Annotated in this window: 20 protein-coding genes; 4 read left to right on the plus strand and 16 right to left on the minus strand. The window is 64.8% G+C overall.

Features of this window, described 5'->3' with window-relative positions; all coding sequences use genetic code 11:
• Window positions 1–9: 9 nt before the first annotated feature.
• The 5 genes from rplB to rpsJ are packed head-to-tail and all read right to left on the minus strand — an operon-like array spanning window position 10 to window position 2,795.
• Window positions 10–846: a 50S ribosomal protein L2 gene (rplB, locus tag ABG82_RS21670; protein ID WP_005055646.1), complete on the minus strand. Its 837-nt coding sequence runs from the start codon at window positions 844–846 to the stop codon at window positions 10–12.
• 26 nt (window positions 847–872) lie between these two features.
• Window positions 873–1,175, minus strand: a complete 303-nt coding sequence (gene rplW / locus ABG82_RS21675) for a 50S ribosomal protein L23 (protein WP_005055645.1) — start codon at window positions 1,173–1,175, stop codon at window positions 873–875.
• Window positions 1,175–1,816 (minus strand): 50S ribosomal protein L4, encoded by a 642-nt coding sequence (rplD, locus tag ABG82_RS21680; protein ID WP_043076630.1) that lies wholly within the window; start codon window positions 1,814–1,816, stop codon window positions 1,175–1,177. Before rplD ends, rplW begins: the two co-directional genes overlap by 1 nt.
• 5 nt (window positions 1,817–1,821) lie before the next feature.
• Window positions 1,822–2,475, minus strand: coding sequence for a 50S ribosomal protein L3 (rplC, locus tag ABG82_RS21685; protein ID WP_043076450.1), 654 nt, complete (start codon window positions 2,473–2,475; stop codon window positions 1,822–1,824).
• A gap of 14 nt (window positions 2,476–2,489) precedes the next feature.
• Window positions 2,490–2,795 (minus strand): 30S ribosomal protein S10, encoded by a 306-nt coding sequence (gene rpsJ, locus ABG82_RS21690; RefSeq protein ID WP_003883485.1) that lies wholly within the window; start codon window positions 2,793–2,795, stop codon window positions 2,490–2,492.
• Window positions 2,796–3,171: 376 nt separating this feature from the next.
• Here rpsJ and ABG82_RS21695 point away from each other — a divergent pair, with 376 nt between their 5' ends.
• The 3 genes from ABG82_RS21695 (at window position 3,172) to ABG82_RS21705 (ending at window position 5,690) form a co-directional block, all read left to right on the plus strand.
• A complete protein-coding gene (locus ABG82_RS21695) occupies window positions 3,172–3,840 on the plus strand; it encodes a pyridoxine/pyridoxamine 5'-phosphate oxidase (protein ID WP_043076449.1) in 669 nt (222 codons plus the stop codon).
• A 56-nt stretch (window positions 3,841–3,896) separates the two neighbouring features.
• A complete protein-coding gene (locus ABG82_RS21700) occupies window positions 3,897–4,367 on the plus strand; it encodes a hotdog fold domain-containing protein (protein WP_043076629.1) in 471 nt (156 codons plus the stop codon).
• Between the two features lie 66 nt (window positions 4,368–4,433).
• Window positions 4,434–5,690 (plus strand): cytochrome P450, encoded by a 1,257-nt coding sequence (locus tag ABG82_RS21705; protein WP_043076448.1) that lies wholly within the window; start codon window positions 4,434–4,436, stop codon window positions 5,688–5,690.
• Between the two features lie 9 nt (window positions 5,691–5,699).
• On the opposite strand, the gene ABG82_RS21710 is transcribed toward ABG82_RS21705, so the two are convergent.
• The 10 genes from ABG82_RS21710 to mftA all read right to left on the minus strand — a co-directional run bounded on the left by ABG82_RS21710 (window position 5,700) and on the right by mftA (window position 16,208).
• Window positions 5,700–7,202, minus strand: a complete 1,503-nt coding sequence (locus ABG82_RS21710) for an acetyl-CoA acetyltransferase (RefSeq protein WP_043076447.1) — start codon at window positions 7,200–7,202, stop codon at window positions 5,700–5,702.
• 47 nt (window positions 7,203–7,249) lie between these two features.
• Window positions 7,250–8,035 (minus strand): ethanolamine ammonia-lyase subunit EutC, encoded by a 786-nt coding sequence (gene eutC, locus ABG82_RS21715; RefSeq protein WP_043076446.1) that lies wholly within the window; start codon window positions 8,033–8,035, stop codon window positions 7,250–7,252.
• Window positions 8,032–9,435: an ethanolamine ammonia-lyase subunit EutB gene (locus ABG82_RS21720; RefSeq protein WP_043076445.1), complete on the minus strand. Its 1,404-nt coding sequence runs from the start codon at window positions 9,433–9,435 to the stop codon at window positions 8,032–8,034. The genes eutC and ABG82_RS21720 overlap by 4 nt, the downstream gene beginning before the upstream one ends.
• A gap of 166 nt (window positions 9,436–9,601) precedes the next feature.
• Entirely contained in the window at window positions 9,602–11,017 is a 1,416-nt protein-coding gene (gene mftG, locus ABG82_RS21725; protein WP_043076444.1) for a mycofactocin dehydrogenase MftG, read from the minus strand.
• 8 nt (window positions 11,018–11,025) lie between these two features.
• On the minus strand, window positions 11,026–12,474 hold the full coding sequence (mftF, locus tag ABG82_RS21730; RefSeq protein ID WP_043076443.1) for a mycofactocin biosynthesis glycosyltransferase MftF: 1,449 nt from the start codon (window positions 12,472–12,474) through the stop codon (window positions 11,026–11,028).
• A complete protein-coding gene (mftE, locus tag ABG82_RS21735) occupies window positions 12,471–13,217 on the minus strand; it encodes a mycofactocin biosynthesis peptidyl-dipeptidase MftE (protein WP_043076442.1) in 747 nt (248 codons plus the stop codon). Before mftE ends, mftF begins: the two co-directional genes overlap by 4 nt.
• Before the next feature lie 158 nt (window positions 13,218–13,375).
• Entirely contained in the window at window positions 13,376–14,554 is a 1,179-nt protein-coding gene (gene mftD, locus ABG82_RS21740) for a pre-mycofactocin synthase MftD (RefSeq protein WP_043076441.1), read from the minus strand.
• Window positions 14,555–15,787, minus strand: coding sequence for a mycofactocin radical SAM maturase (gene mftC, locus ABG82_RS21745; RefSeq protein WP_043076440.1), 1,233 nt, complete (start codon window positions 15,785–15,787; stop codon window positions 14,555–14,557). It abuts the gene before it with no gap.
• Window positions 15,784–16,089 carry a mycofactocin biosynthesis chaperone MftB gene (gene mftB / locus ABG82_RS21750; protein ID WP_043076439.1) on the minus strand — a complete coding sequence of 102 codons (306 nt, stop codon included), beginning with the start codon at window positions 16,087–16,089 and terminating at the stop codon, window positions 15,784–15,786. The genes mftC and mftB overlap by 4 nt, the downstream gene beginning before the upstream one ends.
• 14 nt (window positions 16,090–16,103) lie before the next feature.
• Window positions 16,104–16,208, minus strand: a complete 105-nt coding sequence (gene mftA / locus ABG82_RS21755) for a mycofactocin precursor MftA (protein WP_109475893.1) — start codon at window positions 16,206–16,208, stop codon at window positions 16,104–16,106.
• A 104-nt stretch (window positions 16,209–16,312) separates the two neighbouring features.
• Between mftA and mftR the strand changes: the two genes are divergently transcribed.
• Window positions 16,313–16,909 carry a mycofactocin system transcriptional regulator gene (gene mftR, locus ABG82_RS21760; RefSeq protein WP_043076438.1) on the plus strand — a complete coding sequence of 199 codons (597 nt, stop codon included), beginning with the start codon at window positions 16,313–16,315 and terminating at the stop codon, window positions 16,907–16,909.
• Between the two features lie 11 nt (window positions 16,910–16,920).
• On the opposite strand, the gene ABG82_RS21765 is transcribed toward mftR, so the two are convergent.
• On the minus strand, window positions 16,921–18,090 hold the full coding sequence (locus ABG82_RS21765) for an NAD(P)/FAD-dependent oxidoreductase (RefSeq protein WP_174544379.1): 1,170 nt from the start codon (window positions 18,088–18,090) through the stop codon (window positions 16,921–16,923).
• Window positions 18,091–18,141 lie beyond the last annotated feature (51 nt).

Raw genomic sequence — 18,141 nt, forward strand, 5'->3', positions numbered from 1 at the left:
CGCTTACTCCTAGCGCTTCTTGCCGGTGCGCCGGCGACGGACGATGAGCTTGTCGCTCGCCTTGTTCGGCTTGCGGGTGCGGCCTTCCGGCTTGCCCCACGGGCTCACCGGGTGACGACCACCAGAGGTCTTACCTTCACCACCACCGTGCGGGTGGTCGACCGGGTTCATCACGACACCACGGACGGTGGGGCGCTTGCCCTTCCACCGCATACGGCCGGCCTTACCCCAGTTGATGTTGGCCTGCTCGGCGTTACCGACCTCGCCGACGGTGGCGCGGCAGCGCACGTCGACACGACGGATCTCACCGCTGGGCATGCGCAGGGAGGCGTAGGCGCCTTCCTTACCCAGCAGCTGGATACCGGAACCGGCGGAGCGAGCCAGCTTGGCGCCACCGCCCGGACGCAGCTCCACGGCGTGCACCGTGGTACCCGTCGGGATGTTGCGCAGCGGCAGGTTGTTGCCCGGCTTGATGTCGGCGTTGGCGCCCGACTCCACCACATCACCCTGCGACAGCCCGACCGGCGCGATGATGTAACGCTTCTCGCCATCCAGGAAGTGCAGCAGCGCGATGCGTGCGGTGCGGTTGGGGTCGTACTCGATGTGCGCGACCTTGGCGTTGACGCCGTCCTTGTCGTGGCGACGGAAATCAATCAGCCGGTAGGCACGCTTGTGGCCACCACCCTTGTGGCGAGTGGTGATGCGGCCGTGGGCGTTACGTCCACCGGTGCCGTGCAGCGGGCGGATCAGCGACTTCTCGGGAGTCGAGCGAGTGATCTCCGAGAAATCGGCGACGCTCGAGCCGCGGCGACCGGGGGTCGTCGGCTTGTACTTGCGAATAGCCATGTCTTCTCTAGTCCTCTACTCCCCGACTACGCGGGGGCTCCAAACAGGTCGATCGGCTTGCTGCCCGGTGCCAGGGTGACGATGGCGCGCTTGGTGCTCTTGCGCTGTCCGAAACCGGTGCGGGTGCGCTTGCGCTTGCCCTGACGGTTTGCGGTGTTCACCGAGGAGACCTTGACGCTGAAGATCTGCTCAATGGCGATCTTGATCTGCGTCTTGTTCGAGTCCGGGTGGACGATGAAGGTGTACACGTTGTCTTCGATCAACGAGTACGACTTCTCCGAGATCACCGGGGCCAGGATGATGTCGCGGGGGTCAGCGATGGTTGCCATCAGGCCGACACCTCCTCTTTCTTCTTGGCGTTGATGAAGCCGTTGAGTGCCTCGACGCTGAACACAACGTCATCGGCCTTCAACACGTCATAGGTGTTGAGCTGGTCGTAGGCCAGCACATGCACGTTCGGCAGGTTCCGGACGCTCTTGACCGAAGCCAAGTCGTCGCGGCCCAGCACCACCAGCAGCTGCTTGCGGTCGGTGATCTCGGCCAGGAACGACTTGGCGCTCTTGGTCGAGGGTTCCTGTCCGGCAACCAGTTCGGTGATGGCATGGATCCGGCCGTTGCGGGCCCGGTCCGACAACGCACCGCGCAGGGCGGCGGCGATCATCTTCTTGGGGGTCCGCTGGCTGTAGTCACGCGGCTGCGGGCCGTGGACGATGCCACCACCGGTGAACTGCGGGGCGCGGGTCGAACCCTGACGGGCACGGCCGGTTCCCTTCTGCCGGTACGGCTTCTTGCCACCACCGGACACCAGGCCACGCGTCTTGGTGGCGTGGGTGCCCTGACGGCCGGCGGCCAGCTGAGCGGTCACCACCTGGTGCAGCAGCGCGATATTGGCTGGGGCGTCGAACAATTCGGCCGGCAGCTCGATGGAGCCGTCCGTCTTGCCACCCGGAGCCTTGACGTCAATCTTCAAAGTGCTCACTTCTCACCTCGCTTGACAGCGGTGCGGACCACAACCAGGCCACCCTTACGTCCGGGGATGGCACCCTTGATCAGCAGTACGCCGTTCTCGGCATCAACCTTGTGCACCACCAGGTTCTGCGTGGTGACGCGATCGCTACCCATACGTCCGGACATCCGGGTGCCCTTGAAGACACGACCCGGGGTGGCGCAGCCACCGATCGAACCGGGACGACGGTGTACGGCCTGCGCACCGTGGCTGGCGCCCTGACCACTGAAGCCGTGACGCTTCATAGTTCCGGCGAAGCCCTTACCCTTCGAGGTCCCGGTGACGTCGACGTACGCGCCGTCACTGAAGATCTCGGCGGTCAGCTCCTGGCCAACCTCGTACTCGGCGACGGCGGCCTCATCGTCCAGGCGCAGCTCGGCCAGGTGACGACGCGGGTTTATGCCCGCGGCGGCGAACTGACCGGTGACCGGCTTGGTCACCTTGCGGGGGCTGATCTCGCCATACGCGAGCTGCACGGCGCTGTAGCCGTCCTGCTCGGTGGTGCGGATGCGGGTCACCACATTGGGTCCGGCCTTGACGACGGTCACCGGAACAACCCGGTTGTTGTCGTCGAACACCTGTGTCATACCCAGCTTGGTGCCCAGAATTCCTTTTCTTGCCATGGTTTCTGGTTCTCCTACTGGATGTTCACGTCGACGCTGGCCGGCAGGTCGATGCGCATGAGCGCGTCAACCGTCTTCGGCGTCGGGTCGAGGATGTCGATGAGCCGCTTGTGGGTGCGCATCTCGAAATGCTCGCGCGAATCCTTGTACTTGTGCGGCGACCGGATAACGCAGTACACGTTCTTCTCGGTCGGCAGCGGCACAGGTCCAACGACACTCGCGCCGGTACGGGTCACCGTCTCAACAATCTTGCGCGCCGAGGCGTCAATCGCCTCATGGTCGTAGGCCTTAAGCCTGATGCGGATCTTCTGTCCCGCCACGCTTCCTACCTCTACTGTCACTGGTCCGGAGCACGCCGAAGCGCGCAACCCGATACCGCCGCTGTTTACCTGTCGTAGTTCACCGACCCCCGCGGTCGGGCGTGTCGCCCTCACGCGCAGTCGTCCGCGTCGAAAATTCTCGTCGCTTGGACTGGGCCGACGCGCCCGTAAGGGCGCTAGTGGTTCGCCGTCCCCGTTCACGCGCCACAAAAAGGCGTCGCAACCGGTTCACGGCAACCCGAACAGTATGCCTTATCCGGCGGCTGCGGCCAAATCCCCGCGGTAACACCCTCGGGGCGGCGATTGGAACCCGGTGACCTGCGGTTCCGGGGGCATGTGGAACGGTAGTACAAGTTCCACTCGAGGAGGTTGTGAGGTGCGCTGGCTCGATGCCGACGGAGGGCGTTCATTCCTACGGGCGCTACCCGTACTGGCCGGCAGTGCGCCGCCCTTCGATATCGGGTCTGCGCCCGCCGAACCGCTCCCCTTGTTCATCGAATGGATCGAGCAGGCCGCGCAGGCGGGCGTGCCGGAACCGCAGGCGATGACGATCTCCACTGTCGACGCCCTGGGTGCACCGCGCGCACGGGTGCTGATTCTCAAAGCCATCGACAAGGACGGCTGGCATTTCGCCGCGAGCTCGGCGAGCCAGAAGGGCCGCGACTTGTCCGCTCATCCCGCCGCCGCGCTGACCTTCCATTGGCCCGAGGTGGTGCGACAGGTGCGGGTGGTGGGCACCGTGGTGGACGACGGCGCGCAGGCAAGTGCCGCCGACTTCCTCGGCAGGCCCATCGGTTCGCGGGCGATGGCGTTGACACTGCGACAGAGCCAGCCGCTGGCGGATCCGGCGGAAATCGACGCCGAGATAGCGAAGGCGCACCGGAAGCTGACCGACGACCCCGAGCTCGTCCCGGCCGAATGGGTGTCCTACGCCGTGCGGCCGACGCAGATCGAGTTTTGGCAGGGCTCTCCCGACCGCAAGCACCTGAGACTTAGTTATCAGCGAGCCGGGGACGACTGGGAGCGCACGCAGCTCTGGCCATAGGCGACGAGTAGTCAGTGGGGTTCGCACTGATCTTACTTTCGAGTAAGGTACGCACCGTGAGCGCATCTCCGACCTACAAGATCTGGCAGCGTCTGCATAACAAGCCCGGCGGTTCCGCCCTGTTCTCCGCCGCCATGATGGCCCGTGTCCCATACTTCGCCTCGGTGGTGCCGCACGTGCACCGGATGGAACCGGGCTACTGCGAGGTGACCGCCCCTAAGTGGTACTTCGTCTACAACCACATCAAGACCTTCCACGCGATCGCCGCGTGCAACCTGGCCGAAGTCGCGATGGGCATGCTGATGGAAGCGACCACCCCGTCTACGCATCGTTGGATTCCCAAGGCGATGAACGTCCAGTACCTCGGCAAGGCCACCACCTCGCTGCGTGCCATCGCCAAGCTGGAGGGCGTCGACTTCGCCTCCATCACCGAAGGCACCGACGTCGTCGTGCCGATCAGCATCACCGATCGTGACGGCAAAGAAGTGGTCAAAGCAGAGATCACCACCTGGGTGACGCCCGCGTAGCACGCCCTGTCGGCCAATTCGGCCGTTATAGACAAATCTATGGTGTGACGCGCGCACACTCCGGCTATGGCCACCGCATTGTCTGACATCGAAGAAGCCGGCCGAGTCTTGGCCGATCCCACCGCCTACGCCGACGAGCCCCGGCTGCATGCCGCGATGACGCTGCTGCGGCGCGAACAACCCGTCGCGAAGGTGATCGCTGACAATTACCGACCGTTCTGGGCGATCACCAAACACGACGACATCATGGACATCGAACGCAACAACGCGCTGTGGATCAATGAGCCGCGTCCGCTGCTGATGAACCTTGAGCAGGAAGCCGAGCTGGATAAGCAGGCCGCCATGGGGATCGAGCTCAAGACGCTTGTGCACATCGACGACCCCAAGCATCGCGTGCTGCGCGCCATCGGCGCCGACTGGTTCCGGCCGAAGGCCATGCGGGACATGAAACTCCGCACCGATGAACTCGCCGCCCGATATGTGAACAAACTGCTGGAGGCCGGCGGTACCTGCGATTTCGCACAGGATGTCGCGGTGCACTTCCCCCTGTACGTCATCATGTCGCTGCTCGGCATTCCCGAATCGGACTTCGACCGGATGCTCAAACTCACCCAGGAACTCTTCGGCGGCGACGACACCGAATTCCAGCGCGGCGCCACTCCTGAGGAGCAGCTGCTGGCCCTACTGGATTTTTTCGGATACTTCAGCGGTCTGACCGCATCCCGCCGCGAGAACCCCACCGATGACCTGGCATCGACGATCGCCAACGCGAAGGTCGACGGCGAGCTGTTGAGCGACGTCGATACCGCGTCCTACTACACGATCATCGCCACCGCCGGACATGACACCACCAGCGCCACCATCGCCGGAGGACTCGAGGCGCTCCTGGAGCATCCCGACCAGCTGGCGCGGCTGCGCGAGCATCCGAATCTGATGCCGCTGGCGGTCGACGAGATGATCCGTTGGGTCACACCGGTCAAGGAATTCATGCGAACAGCGACCGCCGACACCGAGATTCGCGGTGTGCCGATCGCCGAGGGTGAATCGGTGCTGTTGTCTTATCCCTCGGGCAACCGCGACGAGGACACCTTCACCGATCCGTTCACCTTCGACATCGCACGAGACCCCAACAAGCATCTGGCATTCGGTTTCGGTGTGCACTTCTGTCTGGGAGCTGCGCTGGCGCGGATGGAGGTCAACAGCTTCTTCTCGGCGTTGTTGCCCCGCCTTGAGTCCATCGAGATCGACGGGAACATCGAGCGGACATCCACCATCTTTGTCGGCGGCATCAAACACCTGCCGATCCGCTACACCCTGCGCTAGCGGTCCACGCTAGTTGAGCCGCGCCGACCCATCCGCCGCGACTTCGATTGAGGCACCGGCGATGTCGGCATCCGCGAACTGCGCGGAGGCATCGCGGTCGTCGATCTTGGCGAAGGTACGTGCTCCCGAGGGCGTGCGCACGCTCACGAATGCCTGGAACGGCGATCCGTCCCGTCCGTAGTTGACGGTCCACGCTTCGACGGTTGCCGTGCCCGCGTAGCCGTCGGCGGCCTCGGTCCGGGGTTCTTGATCCACCTCGGCCTGCACATCCTCGAACCGGAAACCGGAGGCGGGCGGCTCGGTTCCGTAGATTCCGAACGCATGTTTGGTGAGGTACCCGCCGTTGGCGGTGATCAGACCCTTCGCACCTGGACGGGCACGCAACCGCTGGGCCATGGTGGCGATGGAGTGGGTCACGTAGTTGCACCAGGGGCCACCCGCGAAGGTGAGACCACCGGTGACCGTCAGCGGCCGCGCCGGATCATCGAGCGCCAGCCCCAGCTCGGTGGCCGCGACCTGTACCGCCGACGGGAAGCAAGAATAGATATCGATCAACTCCACATCGTCGGTACCCAGCCCGGCGATCTCGAACGCGCGCCTACCCGCCAGCCGGATGGCCGGTGAACGGTGCAGCTCGAGGCGCTCGCTGAGTGCGAAGGTGTCGTTGGCCTGAGCGCCAGCGAGCGGAAATATCCAGCGGTCCTTCGGAATTCGTAGCCGCTGCGCTGTTTCCAGTGAGGTAAGCAGCACTACCGCGCCTTGCTCCACCATGTTGTTGGAGTTCATCAGCTTGGTGTACGGAGAGCTGATCCATCGATTGTCGGGGCCGGGAGTGGCAATCTCCTCGGCGGTGTAGGCGTCGTTGGACCAGGCGTGCGGGTTGTTCACCGCCACCGCGTTGAAGCGTTGCCACAGCTGCGAAATCGCGGCGCGGTGCTCTGCGATGGAAGCACCGTTGGCGACGCGGATGGCCTGCTCGAACAGCGGATAGACGTGACCGGGAGAGATCAGCCCGATCGCGGTTTCGGCGCCACCGACCTGATCCATGCGACCGCCGAGAACTGTTGCCTCGGGTACGGATTCGTCCTGGCTGGTCCAGGTGGGCTGTACGCCGGTGGCCATCATTTTGTTGCGCGAACGCCACATCTCCGCACCACCGATGAGAACCACGTCGGCGTCCCCGGCGCGAATATCGGCGGCCGCGTTGTTGACCAGCAGCTGCGGTGAGTTGCCGCTGGCCCCGGTGTAGAAGGTGCGCTTGGGCACCGCCCCCAGTCGCTCACCGAGCAGCGCGCCCGGGTCGCGGTACTTCCAGGAGAAGATGTTCGCCACCGATATCGTGTCGATCGCGGCAAGCAGCTCGGCCGTACCCGCGTCCTCCGCCGCCAGACGTGCGGCCTGCTCCATGAGATCGATGGGCTCCGGGATCTCCGAGAACGGGGTGTCGGCGTCTGTCCGCTGGTTGACCTGTCCGGTTCCGACGAGGACCGGCGTGCGAGGGTCGAGGGCCATTTCCCGATGGTAACCAACCACCCGGTTGACCCCGGCAGGTCGTCCCGTTAGGTGGGCAGCTCGGGCCCAGCTCCTTCGATCTGATTGCCGGCCCCGCTCATGTCCTTGAGGTCGACGCCGGACCTGCCGATCTGCCGCGCTCCCGCCACCAGGGCGGCGACCACCTGTGCGGCCTGGTCATAGCCGAGCCCTTCGGGGGGATGAATGTTGGAAACGCAATTACGTTGCGCATCAGTACATCCGACGACGGGATTGTGCGTGAGATAGATCCCGACACTGTCCGCGACCGATAGACCCGGACGTTCCCCGATGAGCACCAGCACGGTGTCGACGCCGAGGGCCGCGCCGATGTGATCGCCCAGGGCCACCCGCGCCTGGGTCGCGATGACCAACGGGGCAAGCGAATACCCGCGAAGCCGCTGGTGCAGTGCCTGCAACAGCGGTACCCCGTGGTCGTCGAGAGCGCGCGGCGAGAGTCCGTCCGCCAGCACGATCCCGATATCGCCGCCGGATCCAGGCAGCACGTCAAGTGCGCCGTCGGCAGGGGCTCGCCCCAGGTCGGGCCGGCGCAGATATTCGGACCGATCTGCCGCGCGGCTGGTCACCAGTAGCGGCACGCCAAGCCCGAGGCCGTCGATCCGGCCCGCCAGCGCGGGTGCGTCCAGGGGCGTGTGTACCGCGTCGCGGGCGGCGGCATGCGCGGTACCGAACTCCAGCACTCGGGTGGTGGGCAGCGCATCGCCACTGCGCCCCAAACCGATCCGGGATTGCGTAGATCGCCGCAAGGTGTCCCAGATATTCTGCGCGGCTCCGTTGTTGGCGATATCGCTCATATCAGCGCCCGCAACGGGGAGTCGCTGACCGGAATCTCCCGCAGTCCGCCGTCGCGGTCCAGCATGCCCATGCGCTCGAGCCAGTCGTTGAACTCCGGGGCAGGTCGCAGCCCGAAGGTGCGGCGGGCGAAGAGCGCGTCGTGGAAGGACAGGCTCTGATACCCCAGCATGACGTCGTCGGCGCCGGGGACGGCGATGACAAACGCGACCCCCGCCGCGGTCAGCACGGTGAGCAGCACATCCATGTCATCGGAATCAGCTTCGGCGTGATTGGTGTAGCAGACATCCACGCCCATGGGCAGTCCGAGTAACTTGCCACAGAAGTGATCTTCCAGGCCGGCCCTGATGATCTGTTTTCCATCGTAAAGATATTCCGGCCCAATGAATCCCACGACGGTATTGACCAGGAGCGGCTGTACCTCACGTGCGACGGCGTAGGCCCGGGCCTCCAGGGTCTGCTGATCAACCGCGACGCCGCCCACTCCGAGATGCGCTCCCGCCGATAGCGCCGACCCCTGCCCCGTTTCCAGGTACATGACGTTGTTACCCACGGTGCCGCGTGCCAGCGAGCGCCCGGCTTCATTGGCCTCCCGCAGCAGCGCCAGGTTGACCCCGAAGCTTTCGTTGGCGCCTTCGGTGCCGGCGATCGACTGGAACACCAAGTCCACCGGGAGGTTTCGCTCGATCAGCTCGATCGTGGTGGTGACGTGTGCGAGCACGGACGACTGGGTGGGGATATCGAATCGCACACGGATGTCGTCGATGAGGCGCAGCAGATCTCCTGCGGCATGTGGGGAATCGGTCGCCGGGTTGATCCCGATGACGGCATCACCACACCCCAACAGCAGGCCATCGAGAGTGGCCGCCGCGATGCCCCGCACGTCGTCGGTGGGATGGTTGGGTTGCAACCGGGTCGCGAGTGTGCCGGGCAGCCCGATGGTGGTGCGGAAAGCACTGTGATTGCGCACCGCCGCACCGACCGCGATCAGGTCTTGATTGCGCATCAGCTTGCTCACCGCCGCGACCATCTCGGGCGTGAGCCCGGGCGATACCTCTTTGAGAGACTGTGCTCCATGGGGTTTGGTGATGGTTTCCAACAGCCAGTCCCGAAAATCGCCAACGGTCAGATGTGCGATGACGGCGAAGGCCGCGGCGTCATGACTGTCGATGATGAGCCTGGTGACCTCGTCGGTGTCGTACGGGACGATCTCCTCATTCAGGAACATCGCCAACGGCACCTCGGCGAGCACCCAGCGCGCCGCCGCACGCTCAGCATCCGATTGCGCCGCGCAGCCCGCCAGCTCGTCACCGGACCGCGGTGGCGAGGCCTTGGCGAGAACTTCAGCGAGCGACCCGAACTGGTAGGTGACCGGTCCGGCGATGTGACGAAAAGTGCTCATAATGTGCCTATTTCAGTTCGTTCTCGGCTTCGGTGAGCGCCGCGAACTCTTCGTCTGGCGAGTTCGCAACCAATGGCGACGGCTGTACAACCCAAAATACGCCATAAACAGCACGAACACATCAGATGCAGCGAACACAGGGTCGGGCGCCGAGATTCCTGCCGTGTTACGACCAGGCAACAAACCTCGCGGCCCGATGCCCGATCATCGCGATGGTGGCAGCCGGCCCTCGGCTCGGAATGGCAGGCAGGATCGACCCGTCGATGACAAAGAGCCCGTCAATTCCCCTGACACGACAGTATTTGTCGACAACGGCATACTTATCGTCGTCATTCCCTATCGGAGCCGTCCCGCACAAATGCTGCGAGGTGGACCACCGTGGGCCGCCAAAACGGCGACCGTACAGCTCCGACACCAAACGCACCCCGTTGCGCAGTCGATCCATATCGGCGGTCTCGCTGTCGTACCTGAGGTCGATGTACACCGGCGCCGCCGGGTCGGCCGATCGCAATTCGAGCCGGCCGCGACTCTGCGGCGTCATCAACGCCACACCGATCTGCCGGGCATCCACACCAGCGGCCCTAACCCCCGCCATCGCGGCGAATCCGGTTGTATAGGGCCGTATCTCAATGCCGGACTGCCGATCGGTATGGAGCACGGTGTCCAGCACCGGGTAGCCCTGTTGGCCAGCGTCACCGGTATCCAGCACCCATTCCGCATGGTCCATGATGCGGGTACCCACCCCGGGCAGATCCACAACGGGTTGTACCCCCACCGCCCGTAAATCGTCCGCGGGGCCGAGTCCGGACAGCAGTAGCAGCTTGGCGCTCTCAATCGCCCCAGCGCTCAGAATGATTCGATCAGCGGTCAGGGTCCTCACCGAACTCCCCACCGTCACCTGCACTCCGGTCACCCGCCCGCCACCGCTCAGCACCCGCAACACCCGGGTACCGGAATACACCGCGAGGTTGGGACGCCAGCCTGCGCTTTCCAGGTAGGCGCGCGCAGGTCCGACCCGCATTCCGCTGTCGATGTTGAGCGGGACCAATCCCACCCCGACACCGGCCGAGCCATTGAGATCGGCCACCACCGGATATCCGCGTTTGACCGCGTGATCCATCAATTCTCTTCCGGCGGCGCTCTGTTCGTGCCTGCGTCCGACAGGTATGGGCCCCGAAGACCCATGCAATGGATCGTCACGGAAGTCCCGGTCGGTCTCGATCGCCCGGAAGTCTTCGCGCACATCGGCCCAGGACCAGCCCGAAACTGACCATCCATCGAAGTCCGCGGGTCGGCCACGCACGAAGTAGCCGCCGTTGATCGCGCCCGAACCACCCACCACAGACCCACGCACCAGCTCGGCCTGATCCCCCGTGGAGGTCAGTGTCGCCCAGTAGTAGCTGGCGATCTGGCTGTCCGGGCCGATCGGCAGCCGGTATCCATCACGAACGCCATCCTCATCGGCCGATGACGCCGGTCCCGCCTCGACAAGTACCACGCGAAACGATGGATCCTCGGAAAGGCGCCCTGCCAGAATCGAACCCGCGCTGCCTGCACCTACGATGAGGGCATCGGCGTGGATCGGCCTGCTCAGGGCCGTAGTTCCGGTCGGAGCGCACCGAGATCACGCTCCTGCACCATCCCAGACCACAGCCCTATCCCATAGGCGATGTCGTCCAGGCGCTTCAGAAGTACGTACTCGATCAAACCGATGCGGTCATCGGGCGAGGCCGAACTGTCGTTGCGCTTCATCCAATCCACCACGCCGTCGACGATGGCGGCCACCAGGAGAACCTGACGGCTGCGGCGTGAGAGCGCGGCCGCCACCAACGCCAACGGCCAGTAGTGACGGCACAGTGCGGATGCGATCTGCAGCGCGGCTCCACCAACCCCTTGCGCGGCCACCCGAACCACATCGCGCGGCGGAGTGTCCACTCCCCGCAAGGTGCGTGCCACCCGCCCGGCCGCCAGCGCCGCCATGCCGACGGCAGCCAGATAGCCCATGCCCGAACCCACCGCGGCGAGCACCCAGACCAACAGCGTCCATCGGGAGATGACCATAGGCGCCACCTTGTCGGGGTGCCGGGTCGACAGCGGCGCCGCGCTCTTTCCGTAGAATGCCTTGCGCGCAAACCATTCCCGCAGAGTGAGTCGATGATCGTGAGCCACATGGGACACCGGCTCGTAGCGCAGCCGAGACCCCGCCTCGATCAGCCGCCAACACAGGTCCACATCCTCACCGCACTGCAGCGATTCATCGAATCCGCCGATCTCGTCGATCGCGGTCCGGCGCACCACTATGGCCGCACTGGGCACATACGACACCGGCCCGTACGGCACGACGGGCGCCTCCCGTAGGCCGAGGTCGAGCGAGGACCGTACCGCCTCGTATCGGGCAATAGCGTTGTCACTCAACACCAATCCCACGATCCTCGGTGCGACAAGGGCTACCGCCGGGTCACTGAAGTGCCCCAGGAGCGCCTCAAGCCAACCGCGTCTGGGCACCACATCGGAATCCAGGAACGCGACGAAGTCAGTGGTCGCGAGGCGCAGGCCTGTGTTGCGAGCCGCCGCCGGGCCCTGACTCTCGTCGTGACGCACTACCTCCACGTGACAATGCAAGCCCTCCAGATCGCTCTCCACGATCGGGATGGTGGACCCATCGTCAACGACGATCACCCGCATTCCGCGCAGCGCACGGAGCAGTCGACGCAGTCCGAATCCATTGTCACGACAGGGAATAACGACGGTGACATCGCGATAGCCAGGCCCACCGACCGGCCGGGGATGCGCAACGGTGGCATCGAGGAGCGTCCGCGCCAACTGGGCACTGGTGGCATCGCGGACCTCGAGCCGCCCGCCGGAAAGCAATGATCGGGCAGCGGGCGCCAAGCGCAGCAGCCGCGTCGGGGAACCGCCGAGCAGCGCCGACCCCTCATCGAGAACGCGAACTCGGCGGTCAACCTGCACCGCAAATCCATCGGGCAGGCGCTCCTGAGACGTAGGCATGGGCTGCGCCTGCTCGTCACTCGTGGTCATACCAGCCGCCCGTCGGCATCGGGTGTCCATCGCCGCACCGCCTCGGCACATCCTCGAGACATCGCCTCGAGCATCCGCGCACCGTCCTGACTGCTGGCGGTGGTCGGATCCCCAAGGACACCGATGGCACTGACCGCGGCCACACCACCTGCCCGCATCGGACCGATCAGCTCACGCAGCGGCGCCAGGTTTCCGGCCAAGACTTCCTCACGGCGCACTACATCTGGCGAAATATGCAGCAGCAGAGACGTTTCCACATGTCCGGCATGAGCGTCACCGCCCTGGACCGCGCACGCCCACCACGCCACATCACGCCCCTCCGAACGCAGTAGCCGAACCGCCGAGACCGCCGCCTCGATGTTTCCGCCATGACCGTTGACGAAGACGATCCGCCGGCACCACTGCGTAGCCGATCGCCCGTACTCCACCAGAAGCCGGCTGAGCACCTCGGTGCCGATCGAGATTGTTCCCGCAAAGGACTGGTGTTCCCCGCTCGCTCCGTACGCGATGGCCGGGGCGAGTGCGATGGGCCCCGCCCCCGAGTCCGCTGCCAGCTCCCCGATCGCAGCGGTTGCCACGGCACCGGCAATCCGGGTATCGGTATCCAACGGCAAGTGCGGACCGTGCTGCTCCGTGGAGCCAAGCGGAGTGAACAGAGTGGTGGCCTCGTCGGAGAGCTCCGGGGAGATGGCGGTGCTCAAGACAGTCGGAACAGCCACCCGCCGATGGTAGGCCGAATTCACTTCAAATGCATCCAAAGTTGGCGCACCTGACCAAGGTCTTTACATCCTTGCTGGCCGTCGGCCTATGCGGGGGGAGCTATTTCGCCCCGATTGTCACGCCAGCCCCTGCCGCCACACCGAGTGTGCCCGACACCCTGTTCAATTCGCGATGCGCCGAACTAGTGCCGCCCGAGGCCCCGGGCAAACCCTTCGGGGATCAAAAGATCATCTGGGGACAGCTCGTGCACAGATTTCTTTCCGAGCCCCATCAGCGCCGAGTCGATACCGCCACGCATGATGTCCAGAACGTTCTCGACACCCGCTTGGCCGGAGGCCGCCAGGCCCCACAGATACGCCCGCCCGATCATGACCGCACGGGCACCGAGCGCCAGTGCCTTGACCACATCGCTGCCCCGTCGGATGCCGCCGTCCAGCAGCACCTCGATCTCGTTTCCGACCGCCTGGGCAATGCCCGGCAGCGCGCGAATGGACGCCGGCGTGCCGTCCAGGTTGTTGCCCCCATGGTTCGAGACCGAAATGGCCGAAACACCGCAATCCACAGCGCGTTTGGCGTCATCTATGCGCATTACACCCTTGAGCATGAACGGACCGTCCCACTGCTCGCGCATCCAGCGCACATCGTCCCACGTGGGCGCCGGGGTTCCCATCCACTGCCCATAGGCATCGAAGAACGGCGGGCCGGCCTCGCCCCGCACCGCCTGGTTCGGCACCCGCAGGTCCGGGATGTTCATTCCTTTGCCGAACGACCACAGCCAGCCGGGCTTGGTGACCACTTCAGGGGCCAAGCGGATCATCGAGCGCAGGTTCATCTTCTCGGGGATGGCGGGACTTCCCCAGTCACGCCCATGCGAGAAGCTCCAGTCGAGTGTCGCGATAAGACCAACCGCACCAGCATCTTTGGCGCGCTGGATACGCTGCGCGACGTCGTCACGACCACCCAGCCAGTAGATCTGGAAGTGCGTCTTCGGGTTCGCCGCCACCACATCTTCGATGGGCTTACTGGCAAACGACGACAGCCCCATTGCCGTGCCGCGCGCCGCTGCCGCCCGTGCGACGGCGACCTCACCGTCGGGGTCGACGGCCTGCACCCCGGTGGGCGATATCATCACCGGTAGCGAAATTTCCTGCCCCAGAACAGTTGTCGACAACTCGCGGTCCGGCTGGATGCCGACGACGTGCGGCTCGAATCCCAACTCCCCAAACGCCTCGACATTGTCACTGACGGTCAGCCCCTTTTCACTGGCCGAAATCAGCGAGCTGTAGACGGACTTGGGCAGTCGTTTCTTGGCCCGCTGCTGAGCAATCGCGACCGTCTCGAACCAGGTGTTGCGGGCCATCTACCGTCCTGCTCGTAAATTGGAAAGGGGGTTCTCGTCGCACGCGCGAGAGGGTGGGCGCCGTGTCAGGGTCAGCGCGACCGGAGCGCGCTTGCTCGCCGAACGCGAATGGTCGCCACTGGGTTTGGGTACAACACGATCGGCGGCCAGGGCCGCCTCGCCGAAGCCCTGCACGCATTCCGGGTCGGGGCCGTCCATCGGGAGCCCGGTGAAGAACTTGGCCGCCATGCAACCGCCCCGGCAGCTGTCATAGTGTCCACAGCTACCGCAGGCGCCCGCCGACTGCGGCTCACGCAGCTCATTGAACAGCTGCGAATGCTTCCATACCTGGTCAAATCCACCGTCGGACACCACGTTTCCGGCACGGAAGCGGTCGTGGATAGCGAATGGGCAAGCATAGACATCGCCGACCGGATCGATCAGGCATACCACCCGGCCCGCGCCGCACATGTTGAGTCCCGGCAAACCACCGGACCCATCCCCATACGCCGAAAGGTGGAAGAAAGAATCTCCCGTGAGAACCCGCTCACCGTTGCGCACCAGCCAGTCGTACAACTGTCGCTGCTGCGCCGACGTGGGATGCAACTCGTCCCACACATCGGCACCGCGGCCCGACGGGCGCAGCCGCGTGATCCGTAGCGTCGCTCCGTATCTGGCTGCCAGCGCGGCGAATTCGTCGAGCTGGTCCACGTTGTGGCGGGTAACCACCACCGAAATCTTCGCGTCCTTGAATCCGGCGGCGGCCAGATTCTCCAGTGCACGTACCGCCATGTCGAACGAGCCCGCGCCGCGCACCGCGTCGTTCACCTCTGCGGTCGCACCGTCCAGCGAGATCTGTACGTCGACGTAGTCGCTCGCAGCCAACCGCGCCGCGACCTCCTCGGTGATACGCACGCCGTTGGTGGAGAATTTCACCCCGACATGGTGCTCGGTCGCGTAGTCGACAAGCTCCCAAAAGTCGGATCGCACAGTGGGTTCCCCGCCACCGATGTTTACGTAGAACACCTGCATGCGCTCGAGTTCGTCGATGATGTCCTTGCACTGTCGCGTCGACAACTCGCGCGGGTCACGCTTGCCCGACGAGGACAGGCAGTGGACGCAGGACAGGTTGCAGGCGTAGGTCAGCTCCCAGGTAAGGCAGATGGGAGCATCCAGTCCCTGCTCGAACTGATCGACCAGTTTCGGAGCCGCAACGGCGGCGACGTTGAGGCGGGGTACTGCGGGAGCGCTCATGAGGCGTCCTCTCGGGTCACGATCATCTTGGAATCCGCCAACACCGTCAGGGCCTGCTGATAAGCGGTGGCCTGACCGTCCGCGACACCGGCGGCCTGCCAGGCGCTCTCGGCACTGTGGTGATCAGCGAGGGACTGCACGATCTGCAGCAGAGTGCGGTTCTTCAGGAATGACAGCTTGCGGGTCCCAAAGTGATAGAGCAGCGCCCCGAACGGTTCCGGACGCAGCGACACCTGGGGATGCAACTGCCAGGGCCGTGTCCAGTCGAAACCTGCGGGCGCCTCGTCAACCATGGCGCTCATCGAGATGGGGCGTCTCAGTAGACGCCGCACATCCCGTCGATCGACACCTCTTCAACCAGTGATTCCTGCACCAGTTCGGTGTCGTTGCGCTGTCCGGCGACAGTGGTGGGCTCGGCCATCTTGTTCACTCCCTTGTGAGTCTGGACTGTGGCGACGGTCACGATAATAATGGCATCGAGTGCAGAAAAGAAAGAGGGTGCCGAGAAATGGCAGAGTTCTGGGCATGAGTGCGCAGCCGTCGCGCGTGGGACGACGCCCTTCGACAACCCGGGATGAGATCACCGCGGTGGCGATGGCGCTTTTCGCGCAGCACGGCTTCGACGGGGTGAGTGTCGATGACATCGCCGCGGCCGCCGGCATCGCCCGGCGCACGGTCTTTCGGTACTACAGCTCCAAGAACGCAATCGTGTGGGGAGACTTCGATTCCCACCTCGGCGTGATGCGCACGCTGCTGGAGGAGACTCCGGACACCGTCGATACCAGTAAAGCGTTGCGGCAGGCGGTCTTGACGTTCAACGACTTTCCAATGGACGAAACGCCGCGTCATCGCATGCGGATGCGGATGATCCTGGAAATCCCAGCGTTGCAGGCGTATTCGATGTTGATGTACACGGGATGGCGCGATGTGATCGCGCAGTTCGTGGCCAAACGCAGCGGCACAGATGCGAACTCGCTGTTGCCGCAGACCGTGGCCTGGACTCTGCTGGGGGTCGCGCTCGCGGCGTACGAACAGTGGCTCGCCGACGAGTCGTCACGGCTCACCACTCTGCTCGGCAGGGGCTTCGACGCCGCCGAGGCGGGCCTGCGCGTGCTGGGCTGACCGCGCTGTCGCTACTCCAGCACCTCGGCGATGGGTGTTCCCGCCGCGATCTTGGCCCGCATCTTCATCACCGGACCAGCCATGCCACAGCCCACGACGCCGGTCAGCACACCGTCGCGCTCCAGGTAAGCCAGGAACTTCCGACCATCATCGGAGATCAGGTGCACGGTGTCCGAACTCCCGAGGTGACCGAGCGACTGAATCTTGACGTCGTACTGGTCACTCCAAAAATAAGGCACCGCAACCGTATTCGCGGCCTGATCCTGCCCCAATAGCGCCGGTACCAGCGCGCGAACCTGATCCGCGACATTGCTCCAGTGCTCCACGCGGTTCGGGCGCCCCTCGGCATCGGCCCAGGCCGCCACATCTCCCAGCGCCCACACGTGCGGGGTGCCGGTACGGCCCACCGCATCGCACAGCACGCCGTTGTCCACGGCCACACCCGACCCGTCCAACCAATCGGTCGCGGGCCGACTGCCGATACCCAGCACCACCAGGTCGGCGTCCAGCCGCGTCCCATCCGACAGGGTGACCGCGGTGACTCGCCCCTCCCCCTCCACGCCTTGCACGCCGACACCCACCCGTACGTCCACACCCTCATGACGGTGTAACCGGGCCACCAGGTCCCCGAGCTGCTGGCCGATGGCCGCCAACAGCGGCGCCGGCTGAGGTTCCACCAAAACCACCTCAACACCGTTGGCCCGCAAGGTCGCCGCCACTTCGCAGCCGATGAACCCGGCCCCGACGATCACCGCACGCCGCGCACTGGCGGCGTCGGCACGCAGCGCGAAGCTGTCGTCGGCGGTACGCAACACATGGATGCCGGCCAGGTCGGGGAACGAGGGAATCCGGCGGGGCACCAGACCGGTCGCGATGATGACCTCGCCGTACTCGAGCGTGCTGCCGTCGCTGAGGGTGACGGTGCGCGCAGCAGGATCCAGGGTGGTCACCTCGGTATCGAGACGCAGCTCAATCTGCTTCTCGTCATAGAACTCTCGTGGCTTGAGTACCACAGCATCGATCGTCTTCTCCGTGTCACCCAAGACGTCCTTGGACAGCGGCGGACGATCGTAGGGCAGGTGAGTCTCTCGGCTCACGATGGTGATCGGCCCGGAGAACTCGGCACGGCGCAACTGCTCGGCTGTTCGCACCGCACCCAGCCCACCACCGATGATCAGCACTCCACGTTCCGCGTCGGTCATGGGTTTCTTCATACACGACTGGACACGCGC

It is taken from the genome of Mycobacteroides immunogenum (assembly GCF_001605725.1).
GTDB classification, from domain to species: domain Bacteria; phylum Actinomycetota; class Actinomycetes; order Mycobacteriales; family Mycobacteriaceae; genus Mycobacterium; species Mycobacterium immunogenum.